The organism is Corynebacterium sp. HMSC036D03, assembly GCF_001836185.1.
Lineage (GTDB): Bacteria > Actinomycetota > Actinomycetes > Mycobacteriales > Mycobacteriaceae > Corynebacterium > Corynebacterium simulans.
In genome coordinates, this window is record NZ_KV827717.1 from 1 (window position 1) to 19,832 (window position 19,832).

Here is a 19,832-nt window from a genome sequence, read left to right on the forward strand (position 1 = left end):
CCCCGACGTGTCTACTTTCCGGGGGTCAGGCCCCTTCGTTCCCGGCGTGCCGCGCCCCCAGGGCTCCAAAGTCAACCTCGGGCGCGGCCGCATGAAAGAATCCTCCCCGCACCTCAAAGCCTGGCGCGGCCTCGTCACCACCCGCAGCGCCATCATCTGGAAACGCAACCCGCCCATCGACCAACCCGTCCACCTCGACGTCGTCTTCGTCATGCCCGCCCGCAAACGCGAACCCGACCCCGGCGGATGGCACACCGCCACCCCGGATTTGGACAAACTAATCCGCGCCATCGGCGACGCCCTAACAATGGCCGGCATTCTCCACGACGACTCCCGCATCGCCGCAATCACCGCCACCAAACGCCGCGCCCGCCACAACGAACCACCCGGCGCACACATCCACCTCGACACCCTCGAAAGAAACCCCAACGCCAACAAGGAAACCGCATGAACCAACCCCTCGCCCTCATTGCCTCTGTTGCCATCGCGATCGTTGCAGCCGCGCTCCTCCACATCGTCACCGATTGGGTAAACATCAAACGCAAAGAAAAAGCCCAATCCAAACATGACGCCGAATACGAACTCGAAGAGCGCCTCTACAAAATCGAATACGCACTCTGGGAACACAGAATCACGAACAGAGGAATGCCACCAATCCCACCACCACCGCCAATGGAGGAGGTCCCCCGATAACCATGACAATCGACGACCACCAACTCCGAACCCACGCCCACACACTCGCACGCGCCTACGCCGAACTCGAACAAGCCAAACACGCCACCGGCCAAATACGCGACCAACGAACCATGCGACCAGGCGGACGACTCGGACCACAAACCCCCGGCCACGACAAACCCGTCGAACTCTGCATCGAACTAGAAACCCGGCTCTATGATTTCGTCTGCGACGCCAAACGCTACATCCAACCCGAACGCATGCTCCCGAAGTCTTGGCGCCCAATGCTCGACTGGATTACCTTCAATGCCTGGCCACTCGCAACCCTCGACGTCGCCGCCGAACTCGACACCGAACTTTCCTACCAAACCCACCGCATCAACCGCCTGCTGTATCCCGCCACCCCTCGAACCGATAGGCCCGAGCCCTGGCAACCAGCCCGGCAGGTAGTCACCCTATGCGCCGCCCACGGCCACCGCGTAACCACCGCACAACTCCGCCAACTCGCACACCGCGGAACCATCGACACCCAACCAGCCGGCAACCGCAACCTCTACCGGCCCAGCCAAGTCCTCGCCCACCTGAAAGGAACCACCAACGCCTGACCAGTAACGACTCGACATTGTCACGCAACCATGTATAATGACCCCTGCGACCCTCGTGTGCGCGCCCAAGCGGCAGCGCCACGAGGGATTTTTCATACCCGCAGAAAACCATGGCACAAGACAAATGGACCGAGCGCGCAGGCCACCGGCTCATGACCGGAGCAGGGCACAAACACGAAGGGGAGGGCCACATGCTGCACGTCATCATGGGTCCGCCCGCAGCAGGAAAAACCACCTTCGCCCGAGAGAATGCCGTCGAGGGTGACATCATCATCGACCTCGACCACCTCGCCAACGTGCTGGCAGGCAAGCCAATAGACAACCATGAGCACGAAGGCGACGTGCTGGCCGTTGCTCGCGCCGCTCGCAAAGCAGCCATCGAAACAGCCATCAAGCGCGACGCAACCACCTGGCTAATCCACACCAACCCCAGCGACAAACAGCGCGCCGAGTACAAGCGCCAGGGCGCCAAGCTCCACACCATCGACCCCGGCAAAAAGACGGTCATGGCACGCTGCAAACAACAGCGACCACAAGGAGCCGCCATCGCCGCCGCCAAATGGTACGACACCCAAACCAAACCGACCATCACCGTCGAGTCCTTCGGCTTCACCAACGGCAGACCCAACGGCGGACTCATCCTCGACGCACGCAATCTGCCGAACCCACACGACATACCAGCGTTGCGCGCACCCAACGGGCAATCCGAACGAGTGCGTAACTGGCTGCGCCAACAACCTGAAGTCCGGGACTTCATTCAAGCTGCGATAGCACGTATCGACGCAGCCCAACCATCCCAATTATTTATCGGCTGCAACAGCGGCAAACACCGCGCCGTCTACATCGCCGACGAACTCGCCGAGCACTATGGCACCACTGCCACGCATCGCGACTTGGGGCAGAAGCCCAAAAAGAACTTCCGCCAGCGCGGATACTCTCACCACACGCATGACCTGCCCCGCAAACGTCTACTCATGGCGTTAAAAGATGGCTCGCCGTGTTGGTGGTGCGGATTGCCGATGCATAAGGACAAGCAGCGTAACTGGGACGGCTGGGCGCTCGCTGCTGATCATTCGAATCCGCACGGAGCGAAGAACGGTGAACAGCCTGACCGGCTGCTGCATGGACGCTGTAACTCGCAGCGCCAGGATGGCCGCTACGACGATCGTAGACCGGCGATGACCGGGAAGCACCCATCGGAGCCATTAGCCCCGCAGGCACCTTCCCATAGTCAGCAGAACGCCGCCACCACGGCGTTCGTATGGAAATAGACCGGGTGGTCTAAATCTTAGGTGGGTTCCCGCTCGTGCCCCTACCCTCATGACGCCGAGCCCGAGGATTTTTTACATGCGGCCAAAAAGTTTCGCTGAGCTGCGCTGATGGAGGTTGAAATTATGGGAGATTCCAACGAATTGGACCACTTGGAAAACCTCTACGAGATGGAGACATTCGAGCGCGGCGGCCGCGACCTCTGGGAGCACATGAACGACCCCAGAGACCCCGCCGATGTCACCGCCTTGGTTGTGGAAGCGTGCCGCGTTAAGGACCGTCTCGACCGGCTGCATCGCATGGCCACGCGAGATGACCGCGAGTGGGGTCGACTGCTGCCGACAGATATGGAGGGCGAGTTCGTCCTGCAGATCGGCGGTGTGCTGCGCGAGCAAAGGCAGACAGAGACCGTGTTTAAGCAGATTATTGCGGAGATCGCTAGGAGGCGTAGTGAGTACGATGACGATGGAGAGGACGAAGCGGGAGGACTTTCCGACCTGTGATGAGTTCCCGTCGCTCACGGGTAAGCAAACGCCGCTGAATCTGCGTGAAGCAACGGGCATTCACGAGCATGGACGTAAGAACATTGAGCTGGCTCGTCGCGTCGGGCTTACGGCTTTCCCATGGCAGTGTCATGAAATCAACGCCATCAACGCGACCAACCCCGACGGCACGTGGGTGCACTCCGATGCGGTGCTTATTTGCCCTCGCCAGAATGGAAAGTCGCTCTTGGTTGCTCTCATCGTCATCTACCGTATCTTCGTCCTTGGCCAGAATGTTTTGTTCACAGCCCAGCAGTGGGAGACGGCGAAGGAGTTGTGGGAGCAAGCGTGGAAGATTGTTCGTGGTCGTAAGTTCCTGTCAAAGTTGGTCACGTCGAAGACGTGCTCGCAGGGACGTGGAACGATTTTCCTTTCCAACGGTGGGCGTGTCGTGTTTACTACGCGTTCGCAGGATGCGGGTCGTGGTCTGACGAAGGTGGACCTGCTTATCTACGACGAGGCCTACAATCTGACCGACTCGGAGATGGCCGCTCTGGCGTTCCTCGTTCAGGCGGCGGAGGATCCGCAGGTGTTCTTCATGTCGTCGTCGGTGCATCGTGATTTTCCGCAGCACGCTAACGGTCGTGTCCTCTCGTCGATGCGTGAGCAGGCGCTCGTGGAGTTCGACGAGAATGAGCCGGTGTACTTGTCGGAGTATGCGGCGCCGGAGGACATGGATCCGGAGGATGAGCAGACGTGGCGGGTAGCTAATCCGTCCTATGGGGTTATTTCGAATGCGAAGAAGATGCGCAAAATTATGCGTCGCATGAACACGGAGGAAGGCCGCATTAACTTCGGCGTCGAAGCGCTGGGCTGGGGTTCATGGTTCACGCTCAAGGACCTCGACGAGTTCACTCCGATCATCGCCCCGGACGTGTGGGACTCACTGGCCGGCGCGCCGGAGGGTGCTACTGCCGACAATGTTGTCGCTGTCGACACAACACCGGATGGTGAGCACGTGGGGATGGTCGCTGCGGTGCGGCTTAGCGATGACCGGGTGTTCCTGTCCTTGTCGCCGCACGAGGATTTCAATCGTGACGGGCTCGTGGCGTCGGCGCGCGACTCCATCGCAGAGAACGACCCGCTGGCGCTCGTGCTTGACGGGTCTGGGCCGGTCGCGACGCTGATTGATCCGTTGGAGCATGCCGGGGTGGAGCCGGAGGTGTTGACGGGTGGCAAAGTGTCGGCGGCGTATGAGTTGTTCCTGCGGATGATTGCCGAGCGCCGTATCGTCCACGACGACGATCCGCGGTGGGCGGCGGCGTGGGCTGTAGCGGAGGAACGTTCTACGTCTCGTTATCGCAGCTTGGACCGCTACAAGGGCAATGTGTCTGTGTTGAATGCTGCGGCGTTCGCAGTGTGGGGATTGCAGGAGTACGCGATTCCTGTCGAGGTGGATGTGAAGTCGAAGAAGCGGTTTGTTGGTTCGGCTGCTGCTGTTGCTTCGCTGGGGGTGTCTGGTGCTTCGGGTATTGATTTTTAAGGAGGTGTGGTCATGACGGAGCCACTGGTTAAGCGTGAGGTTGGTGCTGCGCGCACGGTGTCTAATACTGCTTTGGCGGAGGATAACTGGGCGTTGCGTTTCCCAGCGTCGTCTCGTGTGTTTGCGAAGATGGGGCGTGAGGATGCGCAGGTGAAGTCGGTGTTGCGTGCTGTTATGCTGCCAATTCGCCGCGCTACCTGGTATCTGGATCCGAATGGCGCGCCGGAGGAAGTCGTAGCGCTTGTCGCCGAGGACTTGCGTTTGCACGTCAAGGGCGAGGATCCCGGCAAGCCGGTGGCGGCGCGTACTGGGCGTGTGTCGTGGGACAAGCACCTCGAGGACGCGCTGCGCGCCCTACAGTTCGGCCACATGTTCTTCGAGCAGGTGTATGCGCCGGGGCGTGATGGTCGTGACCATTTGGTGAAGCTTGCGCCGCGCTGGCCTGGCACTATTACGGACATTCAAGTCGCTGCGGATGGTGGGCTCGCGTCAATTAAGCAGCGGGCTGCGGCTGGTGTGAAGAATGCGGAGTCGGTGGAGATTCCAGTATCGCGCCTCGTCGGTTATGTCTTTGATGACGTGGGGTCCCAGTGGATTGGGCAGTCTGTGCTTCGCCCGGCGTATAAGCATTGGAAGTTACGCGACGAGCTGTTGCGTATGGAGCTCAACGCCATCGACCGTAATTCGATGGGTGTGCCTGTGTATGAGGGCAGTGAGCTCGCACTCGATGCGGATAGTGATTTGAAGAATGGCCAAAAGGTTGTTGAGTCATTCCGTGCAGGTAAATCATCGGGTGCTGCGATTCCTGCTAAGGCGAAGTTGTCGCTGGTTGGCGTTAATGGCCAGTTGATGTCTCCGCGTGAGGCTATTGCATACCACGACAACATGATTGCTAAGAGCGTGTTGGCGCACTTCCTGAACCTTGAGGGCAAGGGCGGCTCCTACGCTCTGGCCGAAACGCAGTCTGACCTGTTTATCCAGTCTTTGCAGACTACCGCCGAGTGGATTGCTGACGTTGCCACCCAGCACGTGGTGGAGGACTTGGTGCGTGTGGCGTTTCCGGAGCATGACGGTTTGATGCCGCGCATCACCTTGGACCCGATTGCGTCGAAGAAGGAAATCCAGCCGGGCGACCTTGCGCAGCTTAAGAATGCTGGTCTGATTCTTGGAGACAAGGACCTGGAGGAAGACCTGCGCCGTCGGTACACGCTGCCGCCGAAACAGAAACTATCGGATGCGTTGGAGTCGAAGAAGCAGCGTCAACAGCTTGAAGAGCAGATGGGTGTCACGCTGAGTTCCCAGGATGAGGTTCCTACTGACGTTGCCCCTGTTGAAGGACCGGAGGAGTAGCCCTTGAACGAGATTCTTATTTACGGAGATATTGGGTTTGAGGTTCAAGCGAAAGACATTGTTAACCAACTAAATGGCGCGGATGGTCCTGTGACTGTCCGCGTCGATTCCTTTGGTGGTGATGTCTACGCGGGAATCTCAATCCTTAATGCGCTACGCCGATACCCGGATGTGGTGACGGTGTACGTGGACGGTATGGCCGCGTCTGCGGCGTCGTTCATCGCTGTTGGTGGCGCGGACCGTCTTATCATGTCGCCTAATTCGAGTTTGCTTATTCATGGTGCGTGGTCGCAGGGGATGGGCAATTCGGAGGAGATGGCCCAACTGGCCGCAGACCTGAACCAGATTACGGATAACCTCGCCACCATTTATGCCGAGAAGACAGGTCAGGAGCCTGCGTATTGGCGTGAGCTTATGAAGAAGGACACTACCTTTACCGCCGAGCAGGCCGTGGAGGCTGGTTTGGCTGATGCTGTTGATGAGCTGGAGAAGTCGGCGCGTGCCGAGAAGCGTCACGCAGTGATGTCCTCGGGGCGGTCGCGGTTCGCTAGCCACGCTGGGGGTCGTGGTGTTCCTGAGATTGAAACCCGGGCTGCGGCTCCGCCGCGTCCTGTCCACCGGTCGGGAATCGGGGACGAAGAAACTACAACGCCCTTAGCTGGGCGGAAAGGGGATGCTATGAGTATCCAGAATCTCGCCCAAGAATTGGGCGTTGAGCCGGACGAGCTTCGCAAGAAGCTCTCCGGCTTTTTTAATGAGACCGTTCAGGTCAACACCGAGATTGAGATTTCTTACCCGGAGGACACGCAGGTCGTGCCTACGGGTAAGGCAACGATTACGCCGGTTGGTGAGGTTCCGTCTGGTCTGACGTTCGCCTTGGGTGAGGTTGCCGAGGGTTGGGCTGCCGAGGTCGCTGAGGACACTGGAGTCATTACGGTGACCGCGCCGAACGCGGAGCCGGGAGAGCAGCTTGCACTCACCGTCACCGTCCAGTCGGGTGAGGGCGAACCGACTGAGCTCACCGCCGGTGTGACCATCAAGGCAGCTGCCGACGATGAGGGCGAGCCGACATCGGCGGAACCTGCCGCGCCGGGCACCCCGGGCGAGCTCGCGGGTGATGCCGTGTCCCTGGACCGTGAGACCTACAACGAGCTTAAGGCTGCGGCGAAGTTCGGTTGGCAGGCCATGGAGCGAGACAAGGAATCCAAGCTCGTTTCCGAGGTAGACGCATGGGTCAAGGACGGTCGTATTTCCGCGTCGCTGCGTGGCAAGGCTATCGCGGCTATGAAGCGTGATCCACAGATCGCGCGCGACCTTTACGGCTCTAATCCGAAGGATACGGTGCCTCGTGCCGAACTCGGATACGGCGTCGACGACACCGCCGACGGCGAGCCTGGCCTGCCATCCCTTGATGACCTGTTCAAGCGCGCCGAAGAGCGCAGGGCCACCCACAAGTAACCACATTCCCTTAAAGGAGAAACACATGTCTAACCCGACTTTTGTGCAGGGGCCGATCACTTACCCGGCCAGCACTAAGCTCGAGAAGTTCCGCCTGGTCACCATCGCAGACGGCAAGGTCAAGCACGCGGCTGCCACCGGTGGAGTTATCGGTGCTGTCACTGAAAAGGCAGACCCGAAGAACAACGCACTGCCGACGAACATCGCGGTCCACATGGGCCCGGCCTCGGTGAAGCTCCAGGTCGAGGGCGGCGATGCAAAGACCATCAAAGCGGGCTCTGCAGTGTTCGCCGCTGCGGACGGCAAGGTTGCCGCCAGCGGCACCGTCCAGGTTGGCGTTGCCATCTGGGATGGCGAGGGCGACCGCGTGCTGACTCGCTTGTTCGATCCGATTGCCAACGGCTAATCGTCAACCAATACATAAGGAGGGGTCGTAAATGACCACTATCAATTCTGCATTTGACCGCCTGTCCGGTCTCACGGTTGACGAAATGCTCGCCAACCCCACCATCCTTCCGGAAATCTTCCGCGAGTCTTTCGAGGGTGAAGAAGCACACCGCCTGTTCTTCCGCACCATCCCGTCCGCGTCCAACGTTGTCGGCTACTACGATGCGCAGGCCAATTTCCTCGAGGATGACGTCCAGAACGTCGCCGAGTTCGGCGAGATCCCGGTCTCCGATCCGTCCGGTGGTGAGCTGCAGACTCTGAAGCTCGAGAAGAACGGTATCGGTATCCGCGTGTCGTGGGAGCAGCGTAACGACAATGACGTCGACGCTGTTCGCCGTGAGATGGTTGCTCGCCAGAACACGCTGCGCCGCAAGGACGGCCGTGACGCGCTCGCCGCGCTGTCCGCCGCCAAGGTGCAGACGTTCGCCGCGACCACCGCATGGAACAAGGACGGCTCCAACCCGGCGTCTGACATGCTCGACGCGATTGAGCTCATTCAGGGCGCAGAGGATGTCAACGGCAACTACTTTGAGTATGAGCCGAACGTCCTGTGGATCAACCCGATGACGCTTACCGCGCTCAAGCGCAACGTGGAGGTGCAGAAGCTCTACATCGGCGACATGGCCCACGAGAACCCGCTGTTTACTGGTATCGCTGCGGAGCCGCTGCTGTTCGGCGGCCTGCAGGTTGTCAAGGATTTCACCGTCCCGAAGGGCGAGGCTTACCTCGGCGTTGAGGGCATTTCCGGTTTCATGGCGCAGCGTGAGGACCGCCAGGTCACGGACTTCTACTCCGAGCGTGGCGACTCTCAGCTGGGTGGCGCGAACATGGCGTTTCGTTCGGACGCTGTTCATCGTCGTGGCTTCGGTGTGGATAACCCGAAGTCGGTTGTGAAGATGACGGGGTTGATGTCCTAATGGTGCGCGTGACCTTGGCTAAGGGCTGTCGCCTGCCGGGTCACCCGGTTAGGCCAGCTGGCTTCACGATGGACGTCACGGATGAGGTGTTCGCGGAGTTTGAGCCGCGGGGCTTCTTCGTGGGTGAGACGGTGGACGAGCCCACCCCGGCTCCCGCCGCGGAAACGGTAGATGATGAGTCCGTCGACGATGAGCCTGCCGAGGACGTGAAGCGTCCGGCTAAGACGGCGCCGGTGGATACGTGGCGTAAGTACGCCGAATCCTTGGGTGTTGTGGTTAAGGGCTTGTCGAAGCAGGAGATTATCGCGGCGACGCAGTAAGGAGGCCGTCTCATGGAGATTAAGGTTTCCGAGATTGAAGCTCGTCTACCACGCCCGCTGGCAGCTGATGAGAAGCCCCGCATGGAAGCCCTTATTACGGATGCACTTGAGTATCTCGAAACTGAGTTTCTGCGGTGTGGCCGCGCTCTAGACGCGGAGCTAGCGCGTTTGCCTTGGCTCGACGCTGTTGTGCGACGCGTAGTCCGCGAGATGGTGTCTGCCGCGGTGCTGGTTGGCCCGAACGTGGGCATGCGGTCTGCAAGCTCCACGACTGGCCCACAGTCGGATTCCATCACGTTTGCCGATGTTGATTCTGTCGGCTGGGGTGGTGTCCGGTTGACTCCGGAGCAACGCCTGGATTTGGGGCTGTGTATGCCGGGTGGTGCGCGGGGTAAGTTCCCGCCGCCGGCATGCTGGCCGGAAAGGATTCGCTGATGTTTCCAGACCAGCATGGTGAGACCGTCACGGTCCTGGGCGAGCCGACGTACTCGCCGTACGGTAAGCCGCTGGGCAACGAGGTTGTCGCCACCATTGAGCACTGTGTCATTGGTCCTGCCGGTGATTCGGAGGTCACGGACGATGGGTATTTCACGGCGGACGTGAACCGGCTGACTGTGTACGCCCCGCCTGGCACTGTCGTGGAAGACGGCGCGCGGGTGGATATTCGTGGTCGCGTGTTCATCGTCCAGGCGCGAGGCTTCGATCATTCAGTGGGGCGCCGTCCTGTTGTGGCGCGTCACCGTCCCAAGGTTGTGTTCACGGCGGCGGCTGCGGAGGTATCCGACGATGGCGGACTCTAAGTTCTACCGTCCGACGTTTCACTGGAACGAGGACGCGTTCGACAAGATGCTGGCACAGCCAGAGGTCGCAGCCCAGGCGCAGGATGCGGCGGAGGAAGTCTCTGAGCTAATCCAAGCCGCGTGGCCCGCCGATAAGCGCGAGTTGACACCGGATACCGCAGGGTTTAAGCACGGTTCGCAAACTGAGGTGTTCAACGTCGAAGTCGGCGCTGGGCGTAACGGTCGACAGCGTGCCGTCCTACTCATTAACCACCCCTACGCTGTGGCTTTCGAAGCCAGGCTAGGGGCTATTACGAACGGTATTCATGCGGCAGGTTTGCAGTTAAACCGGCCGGGATCGTAAGGGGGAGGTGCCTGATGGACTCGATTGCTGGGTTCCTTTTCTCACAGGACCCGACCCAAAAACTATACACGCAGCTACGACGTGCACTACCCAGTGAAGTGACGGTGTGTGAGCACTCGTTACCGAAAGGCTGGAACCCCACCAAGGGGGCTGCTGTCGTAGTTGCGGATGGGGCACCACAGGCCCGGGATACCGGGCATGACCGCCAGCTCGTGCGGGTAAGTGTCCACGCTCCCACGTTTGCGATTGCGCGGCGTGTGGGGCGCAGCATTAACGAGTTTCTGCTCAGTCCACTTGGTGGTCTGGGCCTTTCCATTTCCAGAACCCGCACTACCGGAGTCATCGTTGGCCCGGACAGTCTCAAGGGCGGGTACGTCGCCACATGCTCCTACAGCTGCGGCACAACACGAAAGGTTATTTAATCATGGCGCAGAAGCGTACCGAGGGCCTTAACGTTCGAGTCCTCGAGGACAAGGAAGTCCTCATGCACTTCGGGGACAACCCCGCAATTGACATTAAGACCGGCACGTTCGGCCCTGGCTGGCACTCTGCCGGCCTCGAGCCGAATGATTCCACTTGGAACGAGACTCGTAATGTCGATTCCAATAAGACGAACCTGACCGGCGGCCAGTCTGCGACGTCCTACACCGCGGGTGACGTCACTGGTTCCGTTGACCTCATTCCGGGCTCTCCGGTCCTCGACTACATCGAATGGCCGGACACCGTCAACCAGGATTCCGTGCTGTACCGCAAGCACACCAATGAGATCGCCCAGGCACACGTGGCTCGTGTCCACAAGTTCCAGTCCGGCATCATGGGGATCAAGGTATCCCGCGAGAAGGCCAACCTGACGGTCGCTGACCGTAACCAGGGCAATGACCCGACCGCACACACCCTCAATATTGACTACATCAATGGTGACGATGAGGTCATGTTCGAGGAGAACTACTACCTGATTACGGAGGATTCTGTCGTGAAGGTTGAGAAGAAGATCTTCCAGGACATCGATAACCTCGAGTCCAAGATTGAGTCCGGTGACGCCTTCATCCCGCAGGGTGGAGACAAGGGCGTCGTCTACGTTAAGGCAACTGATGAGGTTGCTAAGGACGTCGACGGTGTGGACCTTATCGAGTTTAAGAACCCGGAGACTGGTGAGACGTCCGAGGTTGCTGAGGCTAAGACTGTGACCCTGCCGTCTGGTCTGTCTGGTGGTACGTTCACGCTCACTGTTGACGGCCACACGACCTCCGACCTGGCGTACAACGCCACCGCAGCGGCCGTTCAGTCCGCTGTCCGTGCAGCAGGTGCCGCTGACGTAACTGTTTCTGGTGCTGCTGGCGGTCCGTACACCGTCAATGGTGCGTCCGCGGTTACTGCCAATGGTGGTTCTCTCGAGGGCGGTTCTTCTACCACCGTCACCGTTTCCTAACGGTTGATTTTCGTCTCTAAGCCTGCTGGGGGGTGACGTCCCCGGCCTTCTGCTGGTGTAGCTCATTGGAAGAGCGCTGGCCATAAGTATCCAAGTTTTCCGGGCTGCTGCAGGTTCGATTCCTGCCACCAGTACTCGGCGTTTTCTCCTGTCTTCGGGTGGTCCCTGGGGAGAATGCGCCTTCTAAATTTTAGGGACCACCTTGTCATACCTATTGGAGGGACCACACATGGCTACACGAAAGACCACTAGCAACAAGGTGGAAATCGTCGAAAACAACACCGACGAAAAGACCACGAACACCCCGGAGGGCACGACCGTGGAGACCATCGAGTTTCCCGTGACCCTTGCCAACGGCAACAAGGTCACCCTCGAAGCCATCAAGTACCCCCAGGACCTCGACTTTGAACTCCTCGACCACGCCCAGCGCGGCAACTACGCCACGTTCCTTGCCGGTGCACTCACCGCGAAGTCACGTTTCCTGCTGAAGAACGCCGGCGCCAAGGTCCGTGACTACGAGGCTGTGTCGACGGCGTACGGCGAGGCTGTGGGCGCGGTGGAGAACACCATCGACCACGAGGACTAGCCTGTGTTGCCCCTCGAGGTTGAAGCCGCGGGGGCCCGCACCGTCAAGTTTGATGTTCGTCTGGGGTCTGGTCGCACCGTCCACATGGAGGGCGTGACCGACCCCATCATGGCGGGCTTTGAGTCGACTATCGCCTTGCTGCGGGGCGAAGGGCTGGACCCGAACTTTATGACCGCCCGATCGCAAATGTCGTGGGGGCTAGCGTTCCCACGTGCCGGTGATGCTCGCCGCCTGGTGGAGTCGTGGCTTGCGGCGATTGGGATTAACCGTGAACGTTTGTCGATTCTGGCGCGGGCCGTGGATTGCCTCGAGCTCGTGGAAGCCGACCTGCAGCACTTCTATCACCTGGACCTAGCGGACTGGCCGCGTGGCGTGTTGTCGACACGCAGGTTGGCGGTGCTGATGGAGGGGCTACGGCGGCGCCCAGAGTCTTTGTTCTGGGCGGAGACGTCATCGGAGTTTGACCCGTTGACTTCGGAGTCGATCATTCTCGCCGGGATTTTCGGCGCTTTGACCGGGCAGCAGCACCCACTTCTTACGGCTCGTAAGGACCGTGAATCGGCGGCGGAGAAGCAGGCGGCGATGGCGCGCATGCAAGCACGTGGTTTGACCGCTAGATAAATCAAAAGGAGAACTTCACAATGGCAGACAACGCACTCGGCTGGGTGTCCGTCCCGTTCGTCCCGACGTTTGAGGGGATCACGCAGCGTATCGAAAAGGGGCTTGTGAAGCCTGCGGAGGCGGCATCGAAGAAGGCTTCGGGCGCGGTGCAGAAGACTGCCGATGACATGGTGAAGTCTCTCGAGCGCCAGGCCGCGGCGTCGAAGAAGAAAGTCGATGACCTTGGCAAGGCCGCAGAGTCTGCTGCAGGTAAGGAAGAGGTCGCTCGCCAGAAGGTGCAGGCTGCCATTGCGAAGCAAAAAGCCGCCGAGGAGGACTACCAGAAAGCTCTCGCCAAGGGCGACTCTGGAACTAATGAGCTTGCGAAGCTCGAGGACGCTAAGGCCAAGGTCGCAGACGCGAATGTGAAGCTGAAGAAGGCGGAGCAGGACACCGTTGCCGCGCAGAAGAAAGCCAAAGACCAGGCCGAGGACTACGCCCGCACCATGGGCAAGCTCGAGGACGCGCAGAAGTCTGCAAAGGATGAGGAAGACCGCCATAAGGGCGTTATGGGCGGCCTTCGTAAAGAAATGGACAAAGCGAAAGCCGCAGCCGACGACGCTGGAACCTCGTTTCACGATATTGGTGCCAAGCTTAAGACTGGCATGACTGTGGCGGCCGGTGCTGTGGCCGGTGGGCTTGCAGGTCTGGTCAAGGTCGGAACAACCTTCGACAACACGTGGGATACGGTGCGCGCCGGGACCGGTGCTACAGGTGAAGCATTCGAGGCGCTCAAAGAAAATATTCGGAACGTCGCGAAGGAGTCTGTGGGCGTTGGTGGGGACTTCGAAGCCATTGGCTCAACCGCTGCAGATCTGAATACCCGCCTGGGGCTGACAGGTAAGCCGCTTGAGGATATGACACGGTCGATGATGCAGCTGCAAGAGCTCGGCGTCGACGCTGACATTAACTCGCTATCGCAGGCTATGAACGGCTTCGGTGTAGAGGCCAAGGACATGCCTGGCATGCTGGACAAAATGTTCCAGGTGTCGCAGGCGACTGGCTTGTCGGTGTCTGAGCTTGCGAACTCCGCGGTGAAGGCTGGCCCGTCGTTGCGTGGCTTTGGCTTCGATATGGCCGATTCTGCTGCCTTGGTAGGCCAGATGGATAAAGCTGGTCTCGATGCAGATAAGACGTTGCAGTCGATGCAGCGCGCCTTGGCAGAATTTTCATCTGAGGGGCGTGATGCGCCGGAGGCGCTGAAAGAGACGATTGGCAGTATCGAGGAGCTTATTAACGCGGGTGACGAAGCAGGCGCTATTGATATGGCGTCGAATATTTTCGGTACTCGTGGCGCTGCGCAATTTGTGGACGCTGTCAAGACCGGCACGATGTCAGTTGATGATTTCATGGCGGCGACTGGTGCAACATCTGACACGATTAATGGTGTTGCAGAGGAAACAGCCAGTTTCTCGGAGAAGTGGGACCAATTCAAGCTGAATGCGCTGGCTGCTTTGGAGCCGGTGGCGTCTAAGATTTTTGATTCTATTGCTCCTGCGATGCAGCTAGTGATTGATAAGGTCATGCCGCTGGCGGCGTCTTTTGCGGAGCAACTCGGACCGGTGCTTGAGGACGTTGTCGGTAAGCTCACCTCGCTTGGTGAATGGATACTTAAGAATAAGGATTACTTGGTGCCGCTGCTTGTAGCGGTAGGTACTGCGATCGGTTTGTGGAAAGCGTGGGCACTTGGCATGACGGCCGTGACCACGGCGCTTAAGCTCGCCAAGGCTGCCCAGGAAGGCATGAACCTTGCGATGAAGGCCAACGTTATCGGCATTGTTGTAACGGCGATTGCTGCTCTAGTAGCTGGTCTTGTGTGGTTTTTCACTAAGACCGAGACGGGCCGTGAGCTGTGGGAGAAGTTCACGCAGGCTTTGGGCGATGGCTGGGACTGGGTAGTCGAGAAGCTGTCGGCTGGTTGGGCGTGGATTCACGATAATGTGCTTGCGCCTTTGATGACGTTCGCTACGGATACTTTGTTGCCCGCGTTGCAGACCGTTTGGTCTGGTATACAAACTGGCTGGGACATGCTGGTTAGTGCAGCTCAGTGGGCGTGGGAGAACGTGTTCCAGCCGGTTTTCAACGGAATCTGGCAGATCGCTAAGGTCACTCTTGGGGTGATCGGCACGGTTATTCTCGCACCACTGCTTATCTACTGGAAGGCTCTGTCTGCTGGCATTTCTTGGGCGTGGGAGAACGTCATTCAGCCGGTGTGGCAGGCGCTTTCCGATTTCGCGACGGATGTCCTGTGGCCTGCAATCCAGCAGGTTCTGCAGTGGATTTCCGACGGTTGGAACGCCATGAAGGATGCCATTTCCTTTGCCTGGGATTGGATTCGAGACAATGTCATCCAGCCTTATATTGACGCGTTCCATAATCTATGGAATATTGTTCAGTCGGTTATTGGCTGGATTGGTGATAAGTGGAATTGGCTTAAGGATGTTGTTTCCGCGGCCTGGGCGTGGATTGACCAAAACGCGATCCAGCCGTTCATGTCTGGCCTGCAGAGCCTCTGGAACTCGGTTGTGTCCCCAGTACTAGGCTGGATTAGTGACAAGTGGAATTGGCTCAAGGGCACGATGCACGCCACGTATCAGTGGATTGATGGCAATGTGTTTACGCCGTTCCGTGGTACTCTCGACCGCCTGAAGGGATTCTTCGGCACCGTTGTTGAGGGTATTAAGACGGTATGGAATGGGTTGAAGTCCGCGCTTGCCGCACCGATCAACTTCATGATCAATACCGTGTACAACGGTGGTATTGCCAAGGCGTGGGATACCATCGGTTCGTTCCTGCCGCTAAAGCCGAAGACGGCTACGAAGCTATCACCCATCGGCGGTTATGCTACTGGTGGCGCTATCCGTGGCCCCGGTTCTGGCACTTCGGACGATATTCCTGCGTGGCTGTCGAATGGCGAGCACGTATGGACTGCCAAGGACGTGCTTAAAGCTGGTGGCCAGCAGGCTGTTTACGCCATGCGTGAAGCTATCCAAAATGGGCAGGCGTTTAGCTTTGACGGCAATGACCTGACATTGTTGCCGAAGCATGTGGATAACAAGAAGGGTGACCTGCTTGGAGCCGCGCCGTCGTTGTTCCCGGCGTTTAAGGATGGTGGCGAGGTTCGCCCGATGTGGGAGCTGCAGCTGGAGCGTGCCCACAAGTGGGCGAAGTCCCGCAGTGGCCGCCCATATGTTCTAGGCGGGTCTGCTGACGGTGCTGGCGGCACTGACTGCTCCGGCTTTATGTCCGGTATTGCGGATGTGATTGGCGGCGGTAATGGTGCACGTCAGTGGGCCACCATGGCGTTTAACGGTGGCGGCAACACGCAGCACCCATCCGGCCCGCAGGGTTTCGTCGCCGGTCTTAAGGCGCATACATTTTCCATTGGCGTGACAAACGGTGGCGCTGCCGGTGGCCACACTGCCGGTACCCTGGGCGCGACGTCGCGTATTGGCGCGGTCAACGTCGAGTCCGGCGGTTCACCATCCATGGTGAAGTACGGCCCTGGCGCTGTTGGCGCTAACGATTCGTACTTCACTACGCATTACCACCTGCCTATTGGCCCTGGCGGCGCATTCGTCGTCGGCAAGGGCAGTGGCGGGCCGTCGCCGGAGCAGATGAAGAATTTCATCCTCGACAAGGCTAAGGGCGCGATGAATCGCATCCTCAACCCGATTGAGTCGATGCTTCCATCTGGCCCACCTGCGTGGAAGGAAATTCCTCGCGGCGTGTACCGCGCCGGCAAGGAAGTCTTCCCGAAGGGTATTAAGGCTGGCGTGGATGCGCTCGGCGATGGTCTAAGCACTGTCTATGAGGCGGCGTCCGAGGTTGGCGACATCATTAAATCTGCTGGCAAGTCTGCTACTGAGTGGGCCGGTAAGAAGCTCGGCCTGTACGACACCGGCGGCATCCTGCCGCATGGTGTGGCGGCGTTCAACCACTCCGGCGAAGACGAGTTCATTCTGAAGAACTCTGGTATGCGCTCGCTGGGTGAATTGGCGCGTGCTGTTGGTGACCTGGTGCCCGCGCTGCGGGGCCATACTGACATGGTGGCCAAGCGCCTCGATAGCATGCAGGCCTCGCTGGCGAAGGTTGCAGACCCTGAGTCGATTGAGGGGATTAACCTGCGGTCGGGAATCCGTAAGATGCTTGACCTAGGGTTTGACCTGCCGGGTGATGAGGTCATTTCCTCTATTTTGGATGGGGAGAAGGCACTGTGGGATTCGCGTGAGCGTGCTATTGGGCATGTTGAGGCGCTTGCCGAGAAGGAAAAGGCGCTTGAGGAGGCGCGAAAAGCTGCGTCTGAGCTCATGTCTGGTCCTGATGGCATGTCTAAGGAAGATAAGCGCAAGCTCGATGACGCGCAAAAGGCCGTAGACGAGGCTAAGGCTAAGCAAGCTGAAGCGGACTCGGATGAGAAGCGTGCCGCCGCTGCCGATAAGGTCGCGGATGCCGAGGAGAAACTCAAGCGAGTTCGTGAGGATATTGATGAGCATTCTGAAGAGAATGCGAAAAAGCACGCCGAGGAGGTGAAGAAAGCTAATGAGAATGTGAAGAAGGCGGAGTCTGAACTAGCGGCTGAACGTAAGGCACAGGCACAGGATTTGGACAACATCGTGCTTGTTTCGCATGACTCTATGCAGGGTTTGTCTGGTCAGGCGCACGGTTTGGCTAATCAGCTGATTGGTATGGGTGCCCCTGCTGGGGCGGTTCAGGCCGGTCTGGCTGGTGTTACCGGCGCTTTGTCGCAGGTTGCTGGCATGGCTGGGCCTGCTGGTTTGACGCTTGGCATGGTGATGGATGCCTTGAAGGTAGCTATCACCATTGTGAAGAAGATCGTTGATTTCATTAAGGGAATCATTGAGAAAATTCGCAAGGCTCGGATTGAGGCATACAAGGCCTTGGCTGATGGCCTGTCGGTCATTGCTGACTACGCGAAGATTATCCATGACATGCAGACCAACATTGCGGAGCTACAGCAGTCGATTGTTCGTGGCCTTATGGCGCAGCGCACCGCGGAGTTTAATCTGAAGGTTGCTGCGCAGGACCGCCTCGTGGCAGAGGCTGAGGGCCATCTCAAGGTGGCTGAAGCCCGGCTGAAGCTCGACGAGGAGGTTCGTAAGGGTGCGGTTGCCGCGCAGTTGAAGCTCATGGGGTTGCATGAGGACTGGGATACCTACATGGCGTTCCAGGCGTTGCAGTCCCAGGGCGTGCTGGAGCGGTGGTCGGATGCGGCTATCTCTGCTCTTTTTGAGTATGAGAAGGCGCGTGCTGAAGCGCTGAAGGGTGAGCTGCAGGCCAGGGTTGATTACATCAATGCTGAGGCGAAGCTGGCTGAGGCGACGCGGGAAAATCTGCGTAATCAGCAGGATTTGCTGACCACACAGGAGCGCCTGCTGCGAATGTCTGCCAAGGTTGCCGGTGTTGACCTAGAGGACGCTACCGGTACTGCGCAGGTGGCGAAGCTCATGGCTGAGCTGGCTGAGCTTAAGGGAAAGATGGATTCCAATACGCTTGGCCGCTGGGGGTATAAGCTCGGCGCGAAGGGTAATTGGGCTAATGAGTACCGTGGCCAGATGGCGCAGATGGATTCCTTGCAAGCCGCTTTGGATGCGGTGGTCAAGGAAACCGGCGTTGTTGTCAACCAGGCCAACCTCGACCGCACGTTGAAGCTAATGGCGCAGGCCTCGTACCGTGGCGGCGACCCGATGTCGGTGCTGCGGTCGCAGATGCCGGAGCTGGTCGCTGCGGAGACGGCGTTAAAGATCAATGAGTCTTTGAAGCCGGTCTACGAGATCCGTGACGATAAGCGGGAGATGGAGCGCAAGGTTGAAGACCTGCGCGCAGAGATCGACCTGTATGAGAAGGTCACGCCGCTTGAGGAGACGATTAAGGGTCTTGAGTATGCCATCAAGGGTCTTGGTGAGAAGGCTCAGGCGTGGGCTGATGGTAATGAGAAGCTGCGCGGTGATTATCTTCGTTCGGCTGAGGCGAATGAGAAGGCTGCGGAGGAGCTTGGGGTTTCGTGGAAGCTTGACCCGAAGTACGCCAACGCTGGTGTTCGTGAGCAGATTCGCCGTGAGGTCACTATCTATATGGATGGTGAGAAGATGTACACCGCAGACCAAGTCGACAAGCTACTGGCTGAGGCTACGGCGGGTACGTCGACGCGTGTTCGTGTGGTTCGTCCGGCGTCGCTGGTTGCTAGTACTAAGCGTGGGGAGGTGATTTAATGCTTCGCGTTGAGCTGATTTCCTCCACGGGTAAGACGTACCTGTTGACTGGTACGGAGTCCCAATCCCCGGTGCTTTCTGGGGAAGGCGCACTGGTTGAGCTGCGCGGCCAAGTGTCGCATTCAGATTTGGCACGCCCGGGGCGCCCCGGTGTGATTGCTGGTAGGCGGAATTACGGCCCGATTGAGGTTGAAATTCCGTTCTATCTTCATGCGGATACTGGGGAAGAGCTGGAGCGCGTGTACCGCGAGTTTCGTCAGGGATGGCGTGGCGTTTCTACTTTTAAGGTGGAGGCGGATCATCCGCTCTCGCCACTGTTTTTGGATGTGACGGCTGGTGTTTTGCCGGGTGTGTCTGTGGATGCGCGGCGGCGCACGATGGTTCCCTTGTCGGTGCCGGTGTTTAGCGCAGAGGGGCTGTTTAGGACTTCTGTGCAGTACGGCACTGGTACGGTGACGGTCACTAATTCTGGTGACGTGGCAGTCTTCCCGAAGATTGTGGCGGCTGCAGGTGGGAAGGTGACGTGCCCGAGTGGCGCGTCGTTTAGTCTGCCGGCTGGTGCTTCGACGGTGGATATGTCGCCGGAGGGGTTGATGCTTGAGGGGGCTTTCCCTGAGGGCGTGGAGCCTGGGCAGTCTGGTACGTGGGTGTTGCCTGCTGGTGCTCGTCTTGAGTGGGTTCTGCAGGTTGCTGACCCGTGGGCGTAGCGCCGGAA

Annotated in this window: 19 protein-coding genes and 1 tRNA gene; all 20 read left to right on the top strand. The window is 59.0% G+C overall.

What is annotated here, in order from left to right:
* On the top strand, positions 1–451 hold a 451-nt coding region (locus HMPREF2692_RS01260), incomplete at its 5' end, for a RusA family crossover junction endodeoxyribonuclease (protein ID WP_070822450.1).
* Positions 448–693 (top strand): hypothetical protein, encoded by a 246-nt coding sequence (locus tag HMPREF2692_RS01265; protein ID WP_070822452.1) that lies wholly within the window; start codon positions 448–450, stop codon positions 691–693. The genes HMPREF2692_RS01260 and HMPREF2692_RS01265, both read left to right, overlap by 4 nt.
* A 2-nt stretch (positions 694–695) precedes the next feature.
* Positions 696–1,280 (top strand): hypothetical protein, encoded by a 585-nt coding sequence (locus HMPREF2692_RS01270; RefSeq protein WP_070822454.1) that lies wholly within the window; start codon positions 696–698, stop codon positions 1,278–1,280.
* A gap of 110 nt (positions 1,281–1,390) precedes the next feature.
* Positions 1,391–2,551 (top strand): RapZ C-terminal domain-containing protein, encoded by a 1,161-nt coding sequence (locus HMPREF2692_RS01275; RefSeq protein WP_083323791.1) that lies wholly within the window; start codon positions 1,391–1,393, stop codon positions 2,549–2,551.
* A 123-nt stretch (positions 2,552–2,674) separates the two neighbouring features.
* Entirely contained in the window at positions 2,675–3,052 is a 378-nt protein-coding gene (locus tag HMPREF2692_RS13065; RefSeq protein WP_083323792.1) for a hypothetical protein, read from the top strand.
* Between the two features lie 190 nt (positions 3,053–3,242).
* Positions 3,243–4,574, top strand: a complete 1,332-nt coding sequence (locus HMPREF2692_RS01285; protein WP_210400632.1) for a terminase large subunit — start codon at positions 3,243–3,245, stop codon at positions 4,572–4,574.
* A gap of 12 nt (positions 4,575–4,586) precedes the next feature.
* The gene (locus HMPREF2692_RS01290) at positions 4,587–5,924 is read left to right on the top strand and encodes a phage portal protein family protein (RefSeq protein ID WP_070822460.1); all 1,338 of its coding nucleotides are present in this window, start codon (positions 4,587–4,589) and stop codon (positions 5,922–5,924) included.
* Between the two features lie 3 nt (positions 5,925–5,927).
* Positions 5,928–7,382, top strand: a complete 1,455-nt coding sequence (locus tag HMPREF2692_RS01295) for a head maturation protease, ClpP-related (RefSeq protein WP_070822462.1) — start codon at positions 5,928–5,930, stop codon at positions 7,380–7,382.
* Positions 7,383–7,407: 25 nt separating this feature from the next.
* Entirely contained in the window at positions 7,408–7,788 is a 381-nt protein-coding gene (locus HMPREF2692_RS01300) for a hypothetical protein (protein ID WP_070822464.1), read from the top strand.
* 31 nt (positions 7,789–7,819) lie between these two features.
* A complete protein-coding gene (locus HMPREF2692_RS01305; RefSeq protein WP_070822466.1) occupies positions 7,820–8,746 on the top strand; it encodes a phage major capsid protein in 927 nt (308 codons plus the stop codon).
* A complete protein-coding gene (locus tag HMPREF2692_RS01310) occupies positions 8,746–9,066 on the top strand; it encodes a hypothetical protein (protein WP_070822468.1) in 321 nt (106 codons plus the stop codon). Before HMPREF2692_RS01305 ends, HMPREF2692_RS01310 begins: the two co-directional genes overlap by 1 nt.
* Before the next feature lie 12 nt (positions 9,067–9,078).
* Positions 9,079–9,501 carry a Gp19/Gp15/Gp42 family protein gene (locus tag HMPREF2692_RS01315; RefSeq protein ID WP_070822470.1) on the top strand — a complete coding sequence of 141 codons (423 nt, stop codon included), beginning with the start codon at positions 9,079–9,081 and terminating at the stop codon, positions 9,499–9,501.
* Positions 9,501–9,866, top strand: coding sequence for a hypothetical protein (locus HMPREF2692_RS01320; protein WP_070822472.1), 366 nt, complete (start codon positions 9,501–9,503; stop codon positions 9,864–9,866). Before HMPREF2692_RS01315 ends, HMPREF2692_RS01320 begins: the two co-directional genes overlap by 1 nt.
* Positions 9,853–10,209: a hypothetical protein gene (locus tag HMPREF2692_RS01325; RefSeq protein WP_070822474.1), complete on the top strand. Its 357-nt coding sequence runs from the start codon at positions 9,853–9,855 to the stop codon at positions 10,207–10,209. Before HMPREF2692_RS01320 ends, HMPREF2692_RS01325 begins: the two co-directional genes overlap by 14 nt.
* Positions 10,210–10,633: 424 nt before the next feature.
* Positions 10,634–11,638, top strand: a complete 1,005-nt coding sequence (locus HMPREF2692_RS01335) for a hypothetical protein (RefSeq protein WP_070822478.1) — start codon at positions 10,634–10,636, stop codon at positions 11,636–11,638.
* 51 nt (positions 11,639–11,689) lie between these two features.
* A tRNA-OTHER gene (locus tag HMPREF2692_RS01340) sits at positions 11,690–11,772 on the top strand.
* Between the two features lie 95 nt (positions 11,773–11,867).
* Positions 11,868–12,224: a hypothetical protein gene (locus HMPREF2692_RS01345; protein WP_070822480.1), complete on the top strand. Its 357-nt coding sequence runs from the start codon at positions 11,868–11,870 to the stop codon at positions 12,222–12,224.
* Between the two features lie 3 nt (positions 12,225–12,227).
* Entirely contained in the window at positions 12,228–12,845 is a 618-nt protein-coding gene (locus HMPREF2692_RS01350) for a hypothetical protein (protein ID WP_070822482.1), read from the top strand.
* A gap of 20 nt (positions 12,846–12,865) precedes the next feature.
* Positions 12,866–19,117, top strand: a complete 6,252-nt coding sequence (locus HMPREF2692_RS01355) for a phage tail tape measure protein (protein ID WP_070822484.1) — start codon at positions 12,866–12,868, stop codon at positions 19,115–19,117.
* Positions 19,117–19,824, top strand: a complete 708-nt coding sequence (locus HMPREF2692_RS01360; protein ID WP_070822486.1) for a phage tail family protein — start codon at positions 19,117–19,119, stop codon at positions 19,822–19,824. Before HMPREF2692_RS01355 ends, HMPREF2692_RS01360 begins: the two co-directional genes overlap by 1 nt.
* Positions 19,825–19,832: the final 8 nt, after the last annotated feature.

Bases quoted from the DNA above. Each gene is read 5' to 3' on its own strand.
- HMPREF2692_RS01270 (WP_070822454.1), top strand. From the start codon at position 696: ATGACAATCGACGACCACCAACTCCGAACCCACGCCCACACACTCGCA.
- HMPREF2692_RS01360 (WP_070822486.1), top strand. From the start codon at position 19,117: ATGCTTCGCGTTGAGCTGATTTCCTCCACGGGTAAGACGTACCTGTTG.
- HMPREF2692_RS01310 (WP_070822468.1), top strand. From the start codon at position 8,746: ATGGTGCGCGTGACCTTGGCTAAGGGCTGTCGCCTGCCGGGTCACCCG.
- HMPREF2692_RS01275 (WP_083323791.1), top strand. From the start codon at position 1,391: ATGGCACAAGACAAATGGACCGAGCGCGCAGGCCACCGGCTCATGACC.
- HMPREF2692_RS01320 (WP_070822472.1), top strand. From the start codon at position 9,501: ATGTTTCCAGACCAGCATGGTGAGACCGTCACGGTCCTGGGCGAGCCG.
- HMPREF2692_RS01345 (WP_070822480.1), top strand. From the start codon at position 11,868: ATGGCTACACGAAAGACCACTAGCAACAAGGTGGAAATCGTCGAAAAC.
- HMPREF2692_RS13065 (WP_083323792.1), top strand. From the start codon at position 2,675: ATGGGAGATTCCAACGAATTGGACCACTTGGAAAACCTCTACGAGATG.
- HMPREF2692_RS01300 (WP_070822464.1), top strand. From the start codon at position 7,408: ATGTCTAACCCGACTTTTGTGCAGGGGCCGATCACTTACCCGGCCAGC.
- HMPREF2692_RS01315 (WP_070822470.1), top strand. From the start codon at position 9,079: ATGGAGATTAAGGTTTCCGAGATTGAAGCTCGTCTACCACGCCCGCTG.
- HMPREF2692_RS01355 (WP_070822484.1), top strand. From the start codon at position 12,866: ATGGCAGACAACGCACTCGGCTGGGTGTCCGTCCCGTTCGTCCCGACG.
- HMPREF2692_RS01305 (WP_070822466.1), top strand. From the start codon at position 7,820: ATGACCACTATCAATTCTGCATTTGACCGCCTGTCCGGTCTCACGGTT.
- HMPREF2692_RS01325 (WP_070822474.1), top strand. From the start codon at position 9,853: ATGGCGGACTCTAAGTTCTACCGTCCGACGTTTCACTGGAACGAGGAC.
- HMPREF2692_RS01335 (WP_070822478.1), top strand. From the start codon at position 10,634: ATGGCGCAGAAGCGTACCGAGGGCCTTAACGTTCGAGTCCTCGAGGAC.
- HMPREF2692_RS01290 (WP_070822460.1), top strand. From the start codon at position 4,587: ATGACGGAGCCACTGGTTAAGCGTGAGGTTGGTGCTGCGCGCACGGTG.
- HMPREF2692_RS01265 (WP_070822452.1), top strand. From the start codon at position 448: ATGAACCAACCCCTCGCCCTCATTGCCTCTGTTGCCATCGCGATCGTT.